Origin of the sequence: Cupriavidus cauae (genome assembly GCF_008632125.1) — a bacterium.
GTDB lineage: Bacteria > Pseudomonadota > Gammaproteobacteria > Burkholderiales > Burkholderiaceae > Cupriavidus > Cupriavidus cauae.
Window position 1 is genome coordinate 125,072 of record NZ_VWRN01000019.1, and the last position, 17,778, is coordinate 142,849.

Consider the following 17,778-nt stretch of genomic DNA (forward strand, 5'->3'; position numbering starts at 1 on the left):
TCTACACTGGCCCTCGCCTGACGACAAGACCAAACCACACAAGACGAGGAGACCGGGATGGGCGATGCCACCATCGAGATCGAGCAGACAGGCGCGGTACGGCGCCTGTGGTTGTCGCGCGAGAGCGCGCGCAATGCCCAAAGCCAGCAAATGCTGGACGAACTGGACGCCGCGCTGCAGGCGGCCGAGCACGACGACAGCGTGCGCGTGGTAGTGATCGGCGGCCGCGGCGCCCATTTCTCGGCCGGCCACGACCTGAAGGAAGCGCAGGCAAAGCGCGCCGACTTCACGGTGGAGGAACGCTGGGCCTACGAGAGCCGGCGCTATTTCGACTACTGCCTGCGCATCTGGGATTTCCCCAAGCCGACCGTCGCGCAGGTGCAGGGCGCCTGCGTCTCCGGCGGCTTCATGATCGCCAATATGTGCGACCTGATCGTGGCGGGCGAGTCGGCCTATTTTTCCGATCCGGTGGGCCATACGCTGGGTGCCGCGGCCACCGAGGTGCTGATCCATCCATGGGTGATGGGCCTGCGCAAGGCCAAGGAGATGCTGTATGCGGGCGGCCGCATCGATGCCGCGGAGGCGCTGCGCATCGGCATGGTCAATCGCGTGGTGCCGGACGCCGCGCTGGACGACGAGGCGATGGCGCTGGCCGGGCGCATTGCGCAGGCGCCGCCGTTCGGCCTGCGGCTGATCAAGCGGTCGCTGAACCGGACGCTGGATGCGCAGGGGCTGCGCTCCGCGCTGTCGGCCCACTTCGATACGCACCAGCTGTCGCACCTGAGCGAAGGCTTTCTGCGGGCGCGCGACGCCGGGTTGGCCAAGGCGATCCAGTCGGGCCCGGCCCGCGAAGCGCGGAGCGGCAACCATGGCGCATAGGCTCGATCCGCTGCTCGATCCGCAATCGATCGCCATCATCGGCGCCAGCGACGACGCCGGCCGCATCGGTGGCATGCCGATCGATCTGCTGACCCGCTTCGGTTACCGGGGCGACATTCATCCGGTCAATCCGAAGTACGAGAGGGTGTTCGGGCTGCGTTGCCATCCGTCGATCGAGGCACTGCCCGACGGCATCGACCTGGCGGTGCTGGCGATCGGCGCGGAGCAGGTCACGCCGATGCTCGCGCGCTGCCACGCGCGCGGCATCCGCGCCGCCATCGTCTATGCGGCCGGCTTTGCCGAGGCCGGCGAGAGCGGCGCCGCGCTGCAGGGCGAGATGGAGGCCTTCGTGCGAACCACCGGCATGGTGGTCGCCGGCCCCAACTGCATGGGTTTCGCCAATCTGAATACGCACGCCTATACCGCGTTTGCCTCGGTCTTCCGCACGGCACCGCCGCAGCACGAACGGGGCACGGTCAGCCTGCTGACGCAGAGCGGCAATGTCTGCGCCGCCGTGTTTGCGATTGCGCGCGAGCTCGGCGTGCCGTTCAGCCAGTTCATCAATACCGGCAACGAGGCCTGCCTCGATTTCGCCGAATATCTGCAGTTCCTCGCGCAGGACCCGGATACCGACGTGGTGCTCGGCTATATCGAGGAACTGCGCGACGGCGCACGCTTCATCGACGCGGCGATCGCCTGCGCGGAGGCCGACAAGCCGGTGATCGTGTTCAAGGCCGGCGAGACCGACAAGGGGCGCGAGGCGGTGCGTTCGCATACGTCGGCGCTGGCCGGCAACCAGCAGATCTATCGCGCCGCCTTCGCGCAGCTGAACGTGATCGAGTGCCAGGACTTCGCGCAGATGGCGCATCTGGCGGAACTGGCGCGCTACCGGGGCCGCAGCGCCGGCCGCCGCGTCGCGATCGTCAGCATCTCCGGCGCGGTCGGCGCGATCCTGGCCGACAAGTGCATCGGCGCGGGGCTGGAGGTGCCGACCTTGCCCGAGGCGCTGCAGCAGACGTTGCGTGCCGGCATTCCGGACTATGGCATGGTGTCGAATCCGGTCGATGTGACCGGCAACGTCGTCAACGATCCCGGCTTCGTCCGCACCGCGCTGGCCGCGCTGGCGACCAGCGACGCGATCGATGCCGTGATCGTCTATGCGCCCGGCTATCTGCTCGACCGCATGGCCGACGATCTGATCGACACGGCCGCCGCCCATCCACGCCTGCTGCTGGCGATCGACACCGGCCGCGCGACGCGCCGCGACGATCTGCGCGCGCAAGGCGTGCCGGTGATGACCGATATCGGCATGGCGATGCAGACGCTGCCGCCGCTGCTGCAATGGCACGAGCGCCGCAAGCAGCGGCCGTGGCGCGCGCTGCGGCATCGGCAAGGGCGGGCGGTACGGGAAGGGGGCACGCCGCCGGTGGCGCCGCCCGCCTTGCCCTGCGATGAACTTGCGGCGCGCCGCTATCTGGCCGCGCACGGCGTCGGCGATATCGCCGGCCAGGTGGTGCGGCACGCCGACGAGGCGGCCGCCGCGGCGGTAGCGCTGGGATTTCCGGTGGTGCTGAAGGTGCTCAGCGCCGACCTGCCGCACAAGACCGAGGTTGGCGGCGTGCGATTGAACCTTGGCGATGCCGACGCGGTGCGCAGGGCCTGCGACGAAATGCTGGCCGGCGTCCGACAGCACGCCCCGCAGGCCCGCATCGACGGCGTGCTGGTGCAGCCGATGTTGAGCGGTGGCGTCGAGCTGATCGTCGGCGCGGTGCGCGACCCGGTGTTCGGCCCGACGCTGACGGTTGGCTTCGGTGGCGTGCTGACCGAGCTGTATCGGGACGTCAGCCATCGGCTGCTGCCGGTCGATCGGCGCACCGCCGAGCAGATGCTGCGCGAGCTGCGGGCCTTTCCGCTGCTCGACGGCTTCCGCGGGCGGCCGCTGTGCGACGTGCCGGCGGCCTGCGCGGCGATCGCCGCGTTCTCGGACGCGGTGCTGGCGCTGGGCGAGGCGGCCGACGAGGTCGAGATCAATCCGCTGCTGGTGCGCGAGCGCGGGCAGGGCGTGGCGATGCTCGATGCCCTGATCGTGCCGAAGCGCGAGTAAGGCAGGGCCACGCACCGCGGGTAGCGCGCGGCACCACGCACGCACCCCAGGCATCACGCGGGCACCACGCGGGCACCACGTGGGCACCACGTGGGCCGCTGAGACACCGCGGGCCGCGCGGATAACGCGCCGAAACCACGAAGCGCAATACAACAACAATCGAGAGGAGACTGACCATGACCCGACCCTGGATCGCCGCGCTGGCACTCGCCCTGCCGCTGACCCTTGCGGTAGCGCCCGGCGCCCGTGCCGCCGACGCCGGCGCCTACCCCACCAAGCCGGTGCGCATCATCGTGCCGTTCACGCCCGGCGGCGCGGCCGACATCATGACGCGCGCGCTCGGCGAACGGCTGCGCCCGCATCTCGGCCAGCCCGTGGTGATCGAGAACAAGCCCGGTGCCGGCACGGTGATCGCATCGGACTACGTCGCCAGGCAGGCCCCCGACGGCTATACGCTGCTGATGGCCGCCTCCTCGCTGGGCATCGCCCCGGCGGTGTTCAAGACGGTCGGCTACGACCCGGTCAAGGACTTCACGCCGATCACGCTGGTGGCCTCGGTGGTGCACGTGCTCGAGGTCAATGCCAGGCTGCCGGTAACCAACGTCAAGGAGCTGATCGACTATCTGAAAACCAGCGGCAAGTCGGTCAGCTACAGCTCCGCGGGTTCCGGCACGTCGACTCATCTGGAGGCCGAGCTGTTCAAGACGATGGCGGGCGTCCAGATGGCGCACATTCCCTACAAGGGCAGCGCGCCGGCGCTGAACGACCTGGTCGGCGGCAACGTGCAGGTGATGTTCGACGCGTACGCGTCGTCCGCCCCGCATATCAAGAGCGGCAGCGTGCGCGCGCTGGCGGTGACCACGGCGAAGCGCTCGGCGACCCTGCCGGATCTGCCGACGGTAGCGGAGTCGGGCCTGCCAGGCTACGAGGCGATGCCGTGGCTGGGCCTGCTGGCCCCGGCCGGTGCGCCGCCCGAAGTCGTCAAGCGGGTCCACGCCGCCACGCAGCAGGCGCTGAAAGATCCGGCGCTGCGCGAGCAGTTCCGCGCGCTGGGCCTGGACATCATCGGCAATACGCCGGAGGAGTTCGCGACGTTCATCAAGCAGGACGCGCAGAAGTGGGCCAAGGTCGCCAAGGCCTCCGGCGCGCAGGCGGACTGAGCCGATGCAGTTGACGCTGAACGAACAACAGCGGCTGATCGAGGAGAGCGCGCTGAACTTCCTGTCGCGGCAGCCCGATGCCGCGGGACCGTGGTACGACGCCAGGCCCGACTCGCGATGGACGCCGATGTGGCGGGCCTTCGCCGAGATGGGCTGGCTGGCACTGCCGCTGCCCGCCGAAGCCGGCGGCTTCGATGGTGGCGCGCTCGAAACGGGGCTGCTGATGCGCGCCTTCGGCCGGCATGGCATCAACGTGCCGTACCACGGCGGCATCCTGCTGGCGGCGCGCCTGCTCGCGGCGCTAGGCACGCCGGCGCAGCGCGATCGCTGGCTGCCGGGCGTCGTCGACGGCAGCCGCCGGCTGGCGCTGGCCCACGACGAAGCGCAGTGCCATGACCCGTGGGCACCGCGTGCCACGGTGGCGCGGCGCGATGGGACGGGTTGGCGGCTGCATGGCGCCAAGCTGATGGTGCCGGATGGCGGCGGCGCGGACGCGCTGCTGGTCAGTGCGCGGATCGACGGCGAGGGGAGGGGGGCGATGCCGCTTTCGAACGGCGACCCGAAGCCCGACCCGAAGCCGGACCCGAAGCCGGACCCGAACACCGACCGGAACGCCGACCCGAAGCCGGACACGTGCGGCGCCACGCATGCCGTGTTCCTGCTGCCGATGCGCGATACGCAGGCGCAAGGTTTGCGCCTGCACCGCTGCCATACCGTCGACGGCGCCGCCGCCGCGGACGTGTGGCTCGACGGCGTCCATGTCGATGCCGACGCGATGCTGGGTACCGCGCACGAAAGCGATGCGACCCCGGTGCTGCACCGCCTGCTGGCAGAGGCGTCGATCGCGCTGTGCTGGGAAGCCTGCGGCGCGATGCAGGCCGCCCTCGCGCGCACGGTCGCCTATACCCGCCAGCGGGAGCAATTCGGCCGTCCGATCGCGAGCTTCCAGGCCGTGCAGCACAGGCTGGCCGAAATGGCGGTCTGCTGCGAAGAGGCCGTCGCCGCCTGCGAGCTGGCGGCGCTGCGCGTCGACGCCGGCCTCGCGCACGCGGGCGCGGCGATCGCGCTGGCCGCGATGGCGAAGTCCAAGGTCGGACGCGCGGCCCGCTACGTCTCGCAGCAGTCCGTGCAGCTGCATGGCGGCATGGGCGTCTCCGAGGAACTGCCGATCGCCGGGCTGTTCCGCAAGCTGACGCGTTTCCAGCAGCAGGGCGGCAGTCCATCCTGGCATGCCGCGCAATATGGCCGCGCGATGCTGGCCTCGGGCGCATGGCGCGACAGCCGGACCCTGCCGTCCTCCGATCGAACTTCTGCCGAGGCTCCCGCTTCATGGATCTCCAACTGACCCCCGAACTCGCGGCGTTTCGCGACGAGGTGCGGGCTTTCCTGAGCGACAGGCTGACGCCCGCGCTGCGCCGCGGCCAGCGGCTGACCACCGCGATGTATCCCGAGCCCGAAATCTCCGGCCCCTGGCAGGCGATGCTGCGCGAGCGCGGCTGGCTGGTGCCGCTGTGGCCGAAGGAATGGGGCGGCACCGGCTGGAGCCCGGTACAGCGCTTCCTCTTCGAGACCGAGTGCGCGCTGGCCGGCGCGCCGCTGGTCCATCCGATGGGCGTGCGGCTGCTTGGGCCGGTGATCCTGCGTTTCGGCACCGAGGCGCAGAAGCAGCGCTACCTGCCGCGCATCCTGTCGGGCGACGACTACTGGTGCCAGGGCTTCTCCGAGCCCGGTGCCGGCTCCGACCTCGCGGCGCTGCGCACGCGCGCGGTGCGCGATGGCGACGACTACGTGGTCAGTGGTGCCAAGCTGTGGACCACGCACGCGCATCACGCCAACCGCATGTTCGCGCTGGTCCGTACCAGCAACGAGGGGCGGCGGCAGGACGGCATCAGCTTCCTGCTGATCGATATGGATTCGCCCGGCATTACCGTGCGGCCGATCGCGACGATCGGCGGCGATCACGACGTCAACGAGGTGTTCTTCGACGAGGTGCGCGTGCCCCAGGCCAATCGCATCGGCGAGGAGAATGCCGGCTGGGCCTGCGCGCGCTACCTGCTCGAGTTCGAGCGTGGCGCCGGCATCTTCAGCCCGCGGCTGCGCTCGCAATTGATGCGGGTCGGCGATGCGATGGCGGTCCTGCAGGCAGCCGGCCTGCGCCACGACAGCGCGCAGCGCGAACTGCTGCATGCGCGCTTCGGCGAGGTCTGCGCCGATCTGGATGCCTTCGAGATGCTGGAGCTGAAGACCCTGGGCCAGTTGCTGCCGGGGCAGAGTCCCGGCCCGGTGTCGTCGATGCTGAAGCTGCGCGCGAGCCGGCTCAAGCAGCAGATCGGCGAGCTGGGCGTGGAAATGCTGGGTCTGGAAGGGCAGCGCTGGCGCGACGATGGGGCAGACCCGGCCGATGGCGGGGAAGCCGACAGGATTGTCGGCACCTTGCTGCCGGAATACCTGAACAGCCGCGCCTTCACGATCTTCGGCGGTGCGGCCGAGGTGCAGCTGGGCATCATCGCCAGCAGCGTGGTGGGCCTGTAGCACGGCCGCCGCCGCCGCGGCATCGCGCAACGGCGGCGGCGCGACAGGCTACGGTGCTACACCCCCAGCGCTTTCGCCATCGTCTGCCCCAGTTCGGCCGGCGAGCGCGATACGTGGATGCCGGCCGCGCGCATCGCCTCGATCTTGGCATCGGCGGTACCGCTGCCGCCCGAGATGATGGCGCCGGCATGGCCCATGCGCCGGCCCGGCGGCGCGGTGGTGCCGGCGATAAAGCCGACCACCGGCTTGTCGCTGCCGCTGTCGCGCAGGAACTGCGCGGCTTCCTCCTCCGCCGAACCGCCGATCTCGCCGATCATGATGATGCCCTCGGTGTCGTCGTCCTCGAGGAACAGCCGCAGGCAATCGATGAAGTTGGTGCCGTTGACCGGATCGCCGCCGATGCCGATGCAGGTCGACTGCCCCAGACCGGCCGCGCTGGTCTGCGCCACCGCTTCATAGGTCAGCGTGCCGGAGCGCGACACCACGCCGATCCTGCCGGGCCGATGGATATGGCCGGGCATGATGCCGATCTTGCATTGCCCCGGCGTGATCACGCCCGGACAGTTCGGACCGACCAGGCGCGTGCGCGAGCCAGCCAGCGCGCGCTTGACGCGCACCATGTCCAGCACCGGGATGCCCTCGGTGATGCAGACCACCAGCTCGAGGCCGGCGTCGACCGCTTCGAGGATCGCGTCGGCCGCGAAGGGCGGCGGCACGTAGATCACGGAGGCCTGCGCGCCGGTGCGCTCGGCCGCCTCGGCCACGGTGTCGAACACCGGCAGGCCGAGGTGGGTCTCGCCGCCTTTGCCGGGCGTCACGCCGCCGACCATCCTGGTGCCGTAGGCCAGCGCCTGTTCGGTATGGAAGCTGCCCTGCGCGCCGGTCAGGCCCTGGCACAGCACCCTGGTGTTGTTGTCGATCAGCACGGCCATCTCAATGTCCTCCCCGCTTGGTGTTCCTCGTGGCCGCGACGACCTTGGTCGCGGCGTCGGCGAGGTCGTCCGCCGAGACGATCGGCAATCCCGAATCCCGCAGGATGGCCTTGCCCAGTTCGACGTTGGTGCCTTCGAGCCGCACCACCAGCGGCACGGTCAGGTCGACCTCGCGCGCGGCCGCGACCACGCCCTCGGCGATCACGTCGCAGCGCATGATGCCGCCGAAGATATTGACGAGAATCCCTTCGACATTGCGGTCGGCCAGGATCAGACGGAACGCCGTCGCCACGCGCTCGCGCGTCGCGCCGCCGCCGACGTCGAGGAAGTTGGCCGGCTTGCCGCCATGCAGCTGGATGATGTCCATCGTCGCCATCGCCAGGCCGGCGCCATTGACCATGCAGCCGATATTGCCGTCGAGCTTGACGTAGTTCAGCGCATGGCGCGCGGCCTCGGTCTCGGCCGGGTCTTCCTCGGCCTCGTCGCGCATCGCCTCGATATCGGGATGGCGGAACAGCGCGTTGTCGTCGAAGTTGCACTTGGCGTCCAGCGCCATCACGTGGCCGCTGTGCGTGACCACCAGCGGATTGATCTCGACGATCGAGGCGTCCAGCTCGGTGAAGGCGCGATAGGCCGCCAGGAACAGCCGCGTGGCCTCGCCGATCTGCTTGCCGCGCAGGCCGAGCCCGAAGGCCAGGCGCCGCGCGTGGAAGGGCTGGATGCCGGTGGCCGGATCGATCGCCAGCTTCAGGATCTTCTCCGGCGTGTGCGCGGCCACCTCCTCGATGTCCATGCCGCCTTCGGTCGATGCCATCAGCGTGATGCGCGAGGTTGCGCGGTCGATCAGCATGCCGAAATAGAGCTCGCGCGCGATGTCGCAGCCTTCCTCGACATAGAGGCGCCGCACCTCGCGGCCGGCCGCGCCGGTCTGCTTCGTGACCAGCACCGCGCCGAGCATCTTGCCGGCTTCCTCGCGCACCGCCTCGAGCGAACGCGCCACGCGCACCCCGCCCTTGCCGCCGGGATCGTTCTGGAAGCGTCCGGCGCCGCGGCCGCCGGCATGGATCTGCGATTTGACGACCCAGAGCGGGCCCCCGAGCGTGCGCGCCGCGTTGGCTGCCTCGTCCGGCGTGAACGCAACCGCGCCCCGCGGCACGGCGACGTCGTAGCGCCGCAGCAGCTCCTTGGCCTGATATTCGTGAATGTTCACTGTCTCCTCACTGGTTTGGATACGTCGTTGTGGTGGCTGACAGGAGGGGGCGGCATTGCGCCGGAAGCCTGCGTGGATATGGTATGTAATATATCAATGCGCAACAAGGCGAATTATTGGCCGGCAGCGGTACACGATCACGATCGCGTCGGAATTGATGCGCGCCGCCACTAAGCGCAAGCGTTTATAGGAGTTGGCCGAATTTATCGGCATGAAAACGACTGTTTTGCTGCGATGCGTCGTCGAAATTCGGCGCCTCTCCCACATTTTCTCCTTGCCGACCGTTGATATATCACATACGGTATGTCATCAAGATCGCCCGAAACGATCGATTCGCGTCGCAAGCCGGCAGCCCTGCCGAAAGAAGAAGGTGAAGCGGTGCGTGCCCATGCAAACGGCCCGCCCGGAGTCCAACGAGGAGACCAACACATGTCTGCAGTCGTATCGCTGCGGCCGGAATCGACGACGGCCGATGACACCCTGAAGCAGAAGAGCCGGGATGCCGGCATCGTGTCGGGCGGCCATCTGGTCGCGCGGGCGCTGAAGAACGAAGGGGTCGATACCATCTTCACGCTCTGCGGCGGCCATATCATCGACATCTACGATGGCTGCGTCGACGAGGGGATCCGCATCATCGACGTGCGTCACGAACAGGTCGCCGCGCATGCGGCGGACGGCTATGCGCGCCAGACCGGCAAGCTCGGCTGCGTGGTGACCACCGCCGGTCCGGGCTGCACCAACGCCGTCACCGGCATCGCCACCGCCTTCCGCTCCGAAAGCCCGGTGCTGCATATCGGCGGGCAGGGCGCGCTGACCCAGCACAAGATGGGCTCGCTGCAGGACCTGCCGCACGTCGACATGATGGCGCCGATCACCAAGTTCGCCGCCACCGTGCCGAGCACCGAGCGCGTCGCAGACATGATCTCGATGGCCGCGCGCGAATGCTTCAACGGCGCGCCCGGACCCGCCTATCTGGAGATTCCGCGCGACGTGCTGGACCGCGAGGTCGACGTCGCCCGCGCGGTGGTGCCGCGCCCCGGCCACTATCGCGCCTCGACCAGGTCGATCGGCGATCCGCGCGACATCGAGAAGCTCGCCGACATCCTGGTCAATGCCGAACGTCCCGCCATCCTGTATGGCCAGCAGGTCTGGACCGCGCGCGGCCACGAGGAAGCGATCGCGCTGCTGCGCGGGCTCGATATCCCGGGCTATTTCAATGGCGCGAGCCGCGGGCTGCTGCCGCCGGGCGATCCGCATCACTTCGACCGTACCCGCTCGCAGGCCTTCGCCAACGCCGACGTGCTGGTGATCGTCGGCACGCCGTTCGACTTCCGCATGGGCTACGGCAAGCGCATCAGCAAGGAGCTGACGCTGGTGCAGATCGACATGGACTACCGCACCGTCGGCAAGAATCGCGAGATCGACCTGGGGCTGGTCGGCGATCCCGGCGCGATCCTCGGCGCGGTGCTGCAGGCCGCCAGCGGCCGCATCAAGCAGGACAAGCGCCAGGCGCGCCGCAAGTGGATGGCGGACCTGACCGAGGCCGAAGGCGTGGCCACGCAGAAGCTGATGCCGCTGTTCCTGTCCGACAGCACGCCGATCCATCCGTATCGCGTCGCCCATGAGCTGAACGCCTTCCTCGGCGAGGACACCATCTATATCGGCGACGGCGGCGACGTGGTGACGATCTCCGCGCAGGCGGTGCGGCCGCGCAATCCGGGCCAGTGGATGGACCCGGGCGCGCTCGGCTCGCTCGGCGTCGGCACCGGCTTTGCCATCGCGGCGGGCCTGGCCAATCCGGGCAAGGAGGTGCTGTGCTACTACGGCGACGGCTCCTTCGGCATGACGGCCTTCGACATGGAGAGCGCCAACCGCTTCGGCGTGCCGTATCTGGCGGTGATCGGCAACAACTCGGCGATGAACCAGATCCGCTACGGGCAGCTGGCCAAGTACGGCGAGTCGCGCGGCAACGTCGGCAACCTGCTGTCCGACGTGCCGTTCAGCCAGTTCGCGCAGATGCTGGGCGGCTACGGCGAGGAGGTGCGCGACCCCGCGCAGATCGCCGGCGCGCTGCAGCGCGGGCGGGAATCGATCGCGCGCACCGGCAAGTCCGCGGTGATCAATATCTGGGTCGATCCGCGCGAATACGCCCCGGGCACCAAGAACCAGACCATGTACAAGTAGCCGGCTGCCGGCCGACCGGCGGCGCGCTCGCGGCGCGCGGCACCGGATGCGCAGGCCCTGCAAGGTCCGCGCATCCGGCGGGCGGTGCACGCCCTCGCGCGCGCCAGCACGCCGTGGCACGCCCCCGTGCACCGACCGCGCCGGCCGGCTCCCGTGCAACCCACGATCACACCATAGAGGCGAGGAGACGACGCCATGAGCAAGGCATTGGAAGGAGTACGCATCCTGGACATGACGCACGTGCAGGCGGGGCCGTCGGCCACGCAGCTGATGGCGTGGCTGGGAGCGGACGTGATCAAGGTCGAACTGCCCGGCCGGGGCGACATCACGCGCAGCCAGCTGCGCGATGTGCCCAACGCGGACAGCCTCTATTTCACGATGCTGAACTCCAACAAGCGCAGCCTGACGCTGAACATGAAGACGCCGGAAGGCAAGGCGCTGCTGGAGGACCTGGTCGAGCGCTGCGACGTGCTGGTCGAGAACTTCGGCCCGGGCGTGCTCGATCGCGCGGGCTTCGACTGGGATCGGCTGCGCGCGCTCAATCCGCGGCTGATCTACGCCTCCATCAAGGGCTTCGGTCCCGGGCCGTACGCCGACTGCAAGGCCTACGAGAACGTCGCGCAGTGCATGGGCGGCTCCGCCTCGACCACCGGCTTCGAGGAAGGGCCGCCGACCGTGACCGGGGCGCAGATCGGCGATTCGGGCACCGGCGTGCATTGCGTGATCGGCATCCTGGCCGCGCTGCTGCAGCGCGAGCACACCGGCAAGGGCCAGCGCGTCGAGGTGGCGATGCAGGACGCCGTGCTGAACCTGTGCCGCGTCAAGCTGCGCGACCAGCAGCGCCTGGCGGCCGGCGCGCTGCGCGAATACCCGAACAAGGAATTCGGCGACTACGTGCCGCGCGCGGGCAACGCCTCGGGCGGCGGGCAGCCGGGCGCGGCGCTGCGCTGCGCGCCGGGCGGGGCCAACGACTACGTCTACGTGATCGTGCAACCGCAGGGCTGGGAACCGCTGATGCGGCTGTGCGGGCGCGAGGACCTGATCTCGCATCCGCAATTCGCCACGCCCGAGGCGCGCCTCAAATGCCTGCCCGAATGCTTCTCGATCATCGAGAAATGGACGCGCACGCGCACCAAGTTCGAGGTCATGGAAGCGCTCAACGAGGTCGATGTGCCGTGCGGCCCGATCCTGTCGATGAAGGACCTGATCGAGGACCGCTCGCTGTACGAGCGCGGCTATCTGGTCGAGGTCGATCATCCGCAGCGCGGCCGCTACGTGCAGCTCGGCTGCCCGATCAACCTGTCGGAATCGCCGGTCCAGGTCGATCGCTCGCCGCTGCTGGGCGAGCACACCACCGAGATCCTCGAATGGCTGGGCCGCACGCCCGCGCAGATCGAGGCGCTGCGCGCGGCCGGCGCGGTCTGACGCCGCCTTGCCCCGGGCGGCCCGGCGCCGCCCTTCGTTCGCAAACTCCGCTGCAACCATGACCCGATGGAGGTCTGACATGGCGTATGACAAGGACGCGGTGCGCAATATTCTCGCCACCGCCAAGGAACAGGGACGCACCGCGCTGACCGCGCCCGAAGGCAAGCTGGTCTGCGATGCCTATGGCATTGCCGTGCCGGGCGAAGGGCTGGCGAAGTCCGCGGCCGAGGCGGTCGAGCTGGCCGGCCGCATCGGCTTTCCGGTGGTGATGAAGATCGTCTCGCCCGACATCCTGCACAAGACCGAGGCCGGCGGCGTGCTGGTCGGCCTGGACGACGCGCGGAAGGTCGAGCAGGGCTACCAGACCATCCTGGACAACGCGAAGCGCTACAACGCCAAGGCGGACATCGTCGGCGTGCAGGTGCAGAAGATGATCGGCGGCGGCCAGGAGGTCATCATCGGCGCGGTCACCGATCCGTCGTTCGGCAAGCTGGTGGCCTTCGGCCTCGGCGGCGTGCTGGTCGAAGTGCTCAAGGACATCACCTTCCGCATGGCGCCGGCGAGCGAGCAGGATGCGCTCGGCATGCTCGACGGCATTGCCGCCGCGCAGGTGCTCAAGGGCGTGCGCGGCGCCGAGCCGGTCGATCGCGCGGCGCTGGCCAACATGATCCAGCGCGTGTCGCAGCTGGTGACCGACTTCCCCGAAATCGCCGAGCTGGACCTGAACCCGGTGTTCGCCAGCCCCAACGGCGCGATCGCGGCCGACGTGCGCATCGTGCTGGACCATGCGCCGCAGCCGCAGCGCTATCGCCCGACGCAGGAGCAGATCGTCGCGCAGATGAACCGCATCATGCGGCCCGACACGGTCGCGGTGATCGGCGCCTCGTCCGAGGACGGCAAGATCGGCAACTCGGTGATGAAGAACCTGATCAATGGCGGCTACCAGGGCAAGATCTATCCGATCCACCCGAAGGCCGAAGAGATCATGGGCATGACCGCGTACAAGAGCGTGCTCGACGTGCCCGGCGAGATCGACGTGGCGGTGTTCGCGATCCCCGCAAAGCTGGTGGCGCAGGCGCTGGAGGAGGTCGGCAGGAAGGGCATTCCTGGCGCCGTGCTGATTCCGTCGGGGTTTGCCGAGACCGGCAACGTCGAAGGGCAGGAGGAGATCGTCGCGATCGCGCGCAAGCACAACATCCGGCTGATGGGGCCGAACATCTACGGCTTCTACTACACGCCGAAGAATCTGTGCGCGACGTTTTGCACGCCTTATGACGTCAAGGGCAAGGCCGCGCTGTCCTCGCAGTCGGGCGGCATCGGCATGGCCATCATCGGCTTCTCGCGCTCGGCCAGGATGGGCGTATCGGCCATCGTTGGCCTGGGCAACAAGTCCGACATCGACGAAGACGATCTGCTGACCTTCTTCGAGCAGGACGACGAGACCGAGATCATCGCGCAGCATTGCGAGGACCTGAAGGACGGGCGCGCGTTCGCCGAGGCGGCGCGGCGCGTGTCGAAGGTCAAGCCGGTGGTGGTGCTCAAGGCCGGCCGCACCAGCCTGGGCGCGCGTGCCGCCAGCTCGCATACCGGTGCGCTGGCCGGCGACGACCGCATCTACGAGGACGTCTTCAAGCAATGCGGCGTGATTCGCGCCCGCTCGCTGCGCGACCTGCTCGAGTTCGCGCGCGGCATTCCGAAGCTGCCGACGCCGAAGGGCGAGAACGTGGTGATCATCACCGGCGCGGGCGGCTCGGGCGTGCTGCTGTCCGATGCCTGCGTCGACAACGGGCTGTCGCTGATGACGATGCCGGAGGATCTGGACGCGGCCTTCCGCAAGTTCATCCCGCCGTTCGGCGCGGCCGGCAATCCGGTCGACATCACCGGCGGCGAGCCGCCGACCACCTATCGGAACACGATCAAGCTGGGCCTGGAGGATCCGCGCATCCACGCGATCATCCTCGGCTACTGGCACACGATCATCACGCCGCCGATGGTGTTCGCCAAGCTGGTGGTCGAGGTCAAGGAGGAGATGGCGGCAAAGGGCATCGAGAAGCCGATCGTGGCCTCGCTGGCCGGCGACGTGCAGGTCGAGGAAGCGGCCGAGTACCTGTACCAGCATGGGGTGCCGGCCTACGCGTACTCGACCGAGATTCCGGTCGCGGTGCTCGGCGCGAAGTACAAGTGGGCGCGCGGCGCGGGCAAGATCTGAGCGCGTAGAAGGGAGAGGGCGGCGGCGTTGGGAGGCGCCGCTGGCCCTCTCCGACCCCTCTCCCGCGCTGCGGGGGGGAGGGGCCGGGGGCGGGCGCCGGTAGAGAGCCGGCGCCCCCGGACACCGCCCGGCACTGAACACTGACCGCCGCCACGGGAGACCCCATGCAAACCTGGATTCGCTTCGACGCCGGCGATGGCCGGCCACGGATGGGCCGGCTCGATGGCGAGCGGGTATTCGAATACGACGGCCCGGGCTACGCCTCGCCGAACCCGACCGGCGTTTCGTTCCCACGCAACGAGGTGCGGCTGCTTGCGCCCTGCGAGCCGTCCAAGATCGTCGCGCTGTGGAACAACTTCCGCGCGCTGGCCCAGAAGCTGGGCAAGCCCGAGCCCGCGCATCCGCTGTTCCTGATCAAGCCCGGCACCTCGCTGGCGGGCCCCGGCGACACCATCGCGCGGCCGGCCGGCTACGGCGGCAAGATCGTGTTCGAGGGCGAGCTCGGCATCGTGATCGGGCGTGTCTGCCGCGATGTGCCGGTGGCCGACGCGTCGGCGCACATCTTCGGCTATACGGTCGTCAACGACGTCACCGCGGCCGACCTGATCGCCGAAGACCCGAATTTCCCGCAGTGGTGCCGTGCCAAGGGCTTCGACACCTTCGGCTGCCTGGGCCCGGCCATCGTCACGGGTTTCGACTGGCGCGATGCCAGCGTGGTCACGCGGCTCGATGGGGCCGAGCGCCAGCGCTATCCGCTCGACGACATGATCTTCACGCCCGAGCAGGTGGTCAGCCGGCTGTCGCGCGACATGACGCTGATGCCGGGCGACGTGCTCGCCTGCGGCACCTCGGTCGGCGTGGGCTCGATGAAGGCGGGCGCGGTCGTCGAAGTGCGCATCGAAGGCATCGGTGCGCTGATCAATCCGGTCGGCGGCTAGCCCGCGCGGCAACGCGCCGCCGGCCTCGCTCGCGATGGAGGCCTGCCATGACGGACCCGGAAGAACTGGCTTATCTGCTCGCCGGTGCGTCGATGCTGGCCGGCCTGATCGGCTACCGCCACGCCGGCGTGTTCGCGCTGCACGCCGGCTGTCTCGGCGGCCTGGGCGTGGCCATGTCGGCCGCCTGGCTGTCCGGCGGCCATGGTCCGTGGGTGGTGCTGGCGGGATTGGCGCTGGCCGCGGCGGCGGCAGCGGGGATCGCAATCGGCGCGCGGGCAGGTGTGCGCGGCGCGCGCTCGTCGGGGGCGAAGTAGGGGAGAAGCAAGCATGTCGTCCCCGTTCAGGCGGGGACCCAGTGGCTTTCGAAGACGCTGGGTTCCCGCCTGCGCGGGGACGACGTGACGGCGCTCAGCTCGCGCGCCGGCTCATCGCTTCCAGATACGCGTTCTTCTTCTCCAGGATCAGCTGGCTCAGGAACGGCGCGTCGTACGCCGTCAGCAGATGCGCGTGGTAGGTCTCGATGTAGTGCGCGATACGGGTGCGCTCGCACTCGACCACGCCGCACAGCCAGCCATACATCGCCTCATCCCAGCGGAAGCGCAGCCCCAGCTCGACGAAGGCCGAGTTGTAGGCGGCTAGCTGCTGCTGCACCGACGGCTGCTGCTGGTGCTGCTGTTGTACCGGGGCCGCGGCGGGAATCTCGTTCTGCCGTTCGATCTGCGCTTGTTCCATGGTCGCTCTCCTTTGCCGGTGCGGTGGGACATGCAGGCAGCATAGGGGCCGCGAACGATTAACAACAATTGAAGTTGATCGGCAAAACCATAAGCCATCGTTTATGGGTCGGACGATGCAAGCGCAAGGGCAGGGCCGGACCGGGCCTGGCGGGAGCCCGGGGCAGGATCAGGAGCGGACGGCGCCCTTGCCCCGAATCAGGCCGTCGACGGCGGTGATGCGATCGATCTGCGCCGCGCCTTCGCTCAGCAGGAAATGCTTGAACGCGAGCGCGACCGGCGGCAGCCGCTTGTTCTTGCGATGGACCACGTACCAGTTCAGCATCACCGGAAAGCCTTCCACGTCGAGTACCGCGAGATGGCCGGTGCGCAGTTCCAGCGCGACCGTGTGGGCGGACAGGAAGGCGATGCCCATATTGGCGATCACGGCCTGCTTGATGGTCTCGGTACTCTTGATCTCCATCGTGATGCGCAGGTTCTGCAGCCGCGCCGCGAAGCCTTCCTGCATCGAGTTCCAGGTGTCCGAGCCCTTCTCGCGGCAGATGAAGGCCTCGTCCGCCAGCGCGGACAGCGGCACGTTGCGCTTGCCGACCAGCGGATGATCCGGCGCGGCGACGATGACATAGGGGTGGGGCGCGAACGAATCGTTGACGGTGTCCATGCCCGCCGGCGGCCGCACCATCACCGCCAGGTCGGTCAGGTTGCCGGCGAGCTGGTGCAGCAGCTCCTCGCGGTTGTGCACCGCGAGGTTCAGCGTCACGCCGGGATGGCGCCGCATGAATTCGGCGATCACGCGGGGGAAGAAGTAATCGCCCGCGCTGATTACCGCGATATTGAGCCGGCCGCCCGCGATGCCGCTCAGTTGCGCCATCGCGTCCTCGGCCTCGCGGAACTGCTGGATGATGCTGCGGCTGTAGTGCAGCATCTCGGTGCCCGCGGGGGTCAGGTAGATCTTCTTGCCGAGCTGCTCGAACAGCGGCAGGCCCACGTGGTTCTCGAGCTGGCGGACCTGCGTGGAGACGGCGGGCTGGGTCAGGTGCAATTCCTCGGCCGCGCGCGAAAAGCTCAGGTGGCGTGCCACCGTTTCGAAGACCTTGAGCTGGCGCAGCGTGGCGTTTTTCATGGCGGCCTCGTTCGGTCGGCGTTGCGCGCGCTGCGGCGCTTGCTGCGGCGCGTGATCGGGATTGTTTTCGCTGCAGTGCATCGCGGCATCGCGGCATCGCGGCATCGCGGCACCGCTGCACCGGTGCACGCGGTGGGCGTGGCGTGCGCCCGCCGCGGGATGGGCGTGTGTCTGTGGCGCGCGGTATGGTGCCGGCAGCGCCGTCCATCCATAGATGGTCGTCAATGATCTTAATAAAAAAGTTAAGGCGTCGTGGATAGTCGTTTGCACTAGCATCGAAGGACCCATCGGCGCTCGCGCAGCCTGCCGTACCGCAGTCCCGCCGAACGACCGTGGCACATAAAAAGCACA

General features: G+C 68.8%; 14 protein-coding genes. 10 read left to right on the plus strand and 4 right to left on the minus strand.

Annotation, left to right across the window (positions count from 1 at the left end; genetic code table 11):
* The first annotated feature begins 57 nt into the window (after positions 1–57).
* The 5 genes from F1599_RS06010 to F1599_RS06030 all read left to right on the plus strand — a co-directional run bounded on the left by F1599_RS06010 (position 58) and on the right by F1599_RS06030 (position 6,675).
* Positions 58–879, plus strand: a complete 822-nt coding sequence (locus F1599_RS06010) for an enoyl-CoA hydratase (RefSeq protein WP_150082516.1) — start codon at positions 58–60, stop codon at positions 877–879.
* Positions 869–2,983: an acetate--CoA ligase family protein gene (locus F1599_RS06015; RefSeq protein WP_150082517.1), complete on the plus strand. Its 2,115-nt coding sequence runs from the start codon at positions 869–871 to the stop codon at positions 2,981–2,983. Before F1599_RS06010 ends, F1599_RS06015 begins: the two co-directional genes overlap by 11 nt.
* A 176-nt stretch (positions 2,984–3,159) precedes the next feature.
* Positions 3,160–4,143, plus strand: coding sequence for a tripartite tricarboxylate transporter substrate binding protein (locus F1599_RS06020; RefSeq protein ID WP_150082518.1), 984 nt, complete (start codon positions 3,160–3,162; stop codon positions 4,141–4,143).
* Positions 4,144–4,147: 4 nt separating this feature from the next.
* Entirely contained in the window at positions 4,148–5,488 is a 1,341-nt protein-coding gene (locus F1599_RS06025) for an acyl-CoA dehydrogenase family protein (RefSeq protein WP_150082519.1), read from the plus strand.
* A complete protein-coding gene (locus F1599_RS06030) occupies positions 5,473–6,675 on the plus strand; it encodes an acyl-CoA dehydrogenase family protein (protein WP_150082520.1) in 1,203 nt (400 codons plus the stop codon). Before F1599_RS06025 ends, F1599_RS06030 begins: the two co-directional genes overlap by 16 nt.
* Before the next feature lie 56 nt (positions 6,676–6,731).
* On the opposite strand, the gene sucD is transcribed toward F1599_RS06030, so the two are convergent.
* Positions 6,732–7,607, minus strand: a complete 876-nt coding sequence (gene sucD / locus F1599_RS06035) for a succinate--CoA ligase subunit alpha (RefSeq protein WP_149316238.1) — start codon at positions 7,605–7,607, stop codon at positions 6,732–6,734.
* A gap of 1 nt (position 7,608) precedes the next feature.
* Entirely contained in the window at positions 7,609–8,817 is a 1,209-nt protein-coding gene (gene sucC / locus F1599_RS06040) for an ADP-forming succinate--CoA ligase subunit beta (protein WP_150082521.1), read from the minus strand.
* Positions 8,818–9,246: 429 nt separating this feature from the next.
* Here sucC and F1599_RS06045 point away from each other — a divergent pair, with 429 nt between their 5' ends.
* The 5 genes from F1599_RS06045 to F1599_RS06065 all read left to right on the plus strand — a co-directional run bounded on the left by F1599_RS06045 (position 9,247) and on the right by F1599_RS06065 (position 15,887).
* Complete coding sequence (locus F1599_RS06045; protein ID WP_150082522.1) at positions 9,247–11,001, plus strand: thiamine pyrophosphate-binding protein; 1,755 nt, start codon at positions 9,247–9,249, stop codon at positions 10,999–11,001.
* Positions 11,002–11,196: 195 nt separating this feature from the next.
* Positions 11,197–12,426: a formyl-CoA transferase gene (gene frc / locus F1599_RS06050; protein WP_149316235.1), complete on the plus strand. Its 1,230-nt coding sequence runs from the start codon at positions 11,197–11,199 to the stop codon at positions 12,424–12,426.
* Positions 12,427–12,505: 79 nt separating this feature from the next.
* Positions 12,506–14,635: an acetate--CoA ligase family protein gene (locus F1599_RS06055; protein ID WP_150082523.1), complete on the plus strand. Its 2,130-nt coding sequence runs from the start codon at positions 12,506–12,508 to the stop codon at positions 14,633–14,635.
* A 164-nt stretch (positions 14,636–14,799) separates the two neighbouring features.
* Positions 14,800–15,573 (plus strand): fumarylacetoacetate hydrolase family protein, encoded by a 774-nt coding sequence (locus tag F1599_RS06060; RefSeq protein WP_150082524.1) that lies wholly within the window; start codon positions 14,800–14,802, stop codon positions 15,571–15,573.
* Between the two features lie 47 nt (positions 15,574–15,620).
* Positions 15,621–15,887 carry a hypothetical protein gene (locus F1599_RS06065; protein WP_149316232.1) on the plus strand — a complete coding sequence of 89 codons (267 nt, stop codon included), beginning with the start codon at positions 15,621–15,623 and terminating at the stop codon, positions 15,885–15,887.
* Positions 15,888–15,981: 94 nt separating this feature from the next.
* On the opposite strand, the gene F1599_RS06070 is transcribed toward F1599_RS06065, so the two are convergent.
* Positions 15,982–16,305: a LysR family transcriptional regulator gene (locus F1599_RS06070; protein ID WP_187829068.1), complete on the minus strand. Its 324-nt coding sequence runs from the start codon at positions 16,303–16,305 to the stop codon at positions 15,982–15,984.
* Positions 16,306–16,473: 168 nt separating this feature from the next.
* Complete coding sequence (locus tag F1599_RS06075) at positions 16,474–17,427, minus strand: LysR family transcriptional regulator (RefSeq protein ID WP_149316231.1); 954 nt, start codon at positions 17,425–17,427, stop codon at positions 16,474–16,476.
* Between the last annotated feature and the right edge of the window lie 351 nt (positions 17,428–17,778).

Excerpts from the sequence above, each read along its gene's own strand:
- frc (WP_149316235.1), top strand. The coding sequence starts at position 11,197 with ATGAGCAAGGCATTGGAAGGAGTACGCATCCTGGACATGACGCACGTG.
- F1599_RS06045 (WP_150082522.1), top strand. The coding sequence starts at position 9,247 with ATGTCTGCAGTCGTATCGCTGCGGCCGGAATCGACGACGGCCGATGAC.
- F1599_RS06025 (WP_150082519.1), top strand. The coding sequence starts at position 4,148 with ATGCAGTTGACGCTGAACGAACAACAGCGGCTGATCGAGGAGAGCGCG.
- F1599_RS06030 (WP_150082520.1), top strand. The coding sequence starts at position 5,473 with ATGGATCTCCAACTGACCCCCGAACTCGCGGCGTTTCGCGACGAGGTG.
- F1599_RS06055 (WP_150082523.1), top strand. The coding sequence starts at position 12,506 with ATGGCGTATGACAAGGACGCGGTGCGCAATATTCTCGCCACCGCCAAG.
- sucD (WP_149316238.1), bottom strand. The coding sequence starts at position 7,607 with ATGGCCGTGCTGATCGACAACAACACCAGGGTGCTGTGCCAGGGCCTG.
- F1599_RS06010 (WP_150082516.1), top strand. The coding sequence starts at position 58 with ATGGGCGATGCCACCATCGAGATCGAGCAGACAGGCGCGGTACGGCGC.
- F1599_RS06015 (WP_150082517.1), top strand. The coding sequence starts at position 869 with ATGGCGCATAGGCTCGATCCGCTGCTCGATCCGCAATCGATCGCCATC.
- F1599_RS06060 (WP_150082524.1), top strand. The coding sequence starts at position 14,800 with ATGCAAACCTGGATTCGCTTCGACGCCGGCGATGGCCGGCCACGGATG.
- F1599_RS06020 (WP_150082518.1), top strand. The coding sequence starts at position 3,160 with ATGACCCGACCCTGGATCGCCGCGCTGGCACTCGCCCTGCCGCTGACC.
- F1599_RS06065 (WP_149316232.1), top strand. The coding sequence starts at position 15,621 with ATGACGGACCCGGAAGAACTGGCTTATCTGCTCGCCGGTGCGTCGATG.
- F1599_RS06070 (WP_187829068.1), bottom strand. The coding sequence starts at position 16,305 with ATGGAACAAGCGCAGATCGAACGGCAGAACGAGATTCCCGCCGCGGCC.
- F1599_RS06075 (WP_149316231.1), bottom strand. The coding sequence starts at position 17,427 with ATGAAAAACGCCACGCTGCGCCAGCTCAAGGTCTTCGAAACGGTGGCA.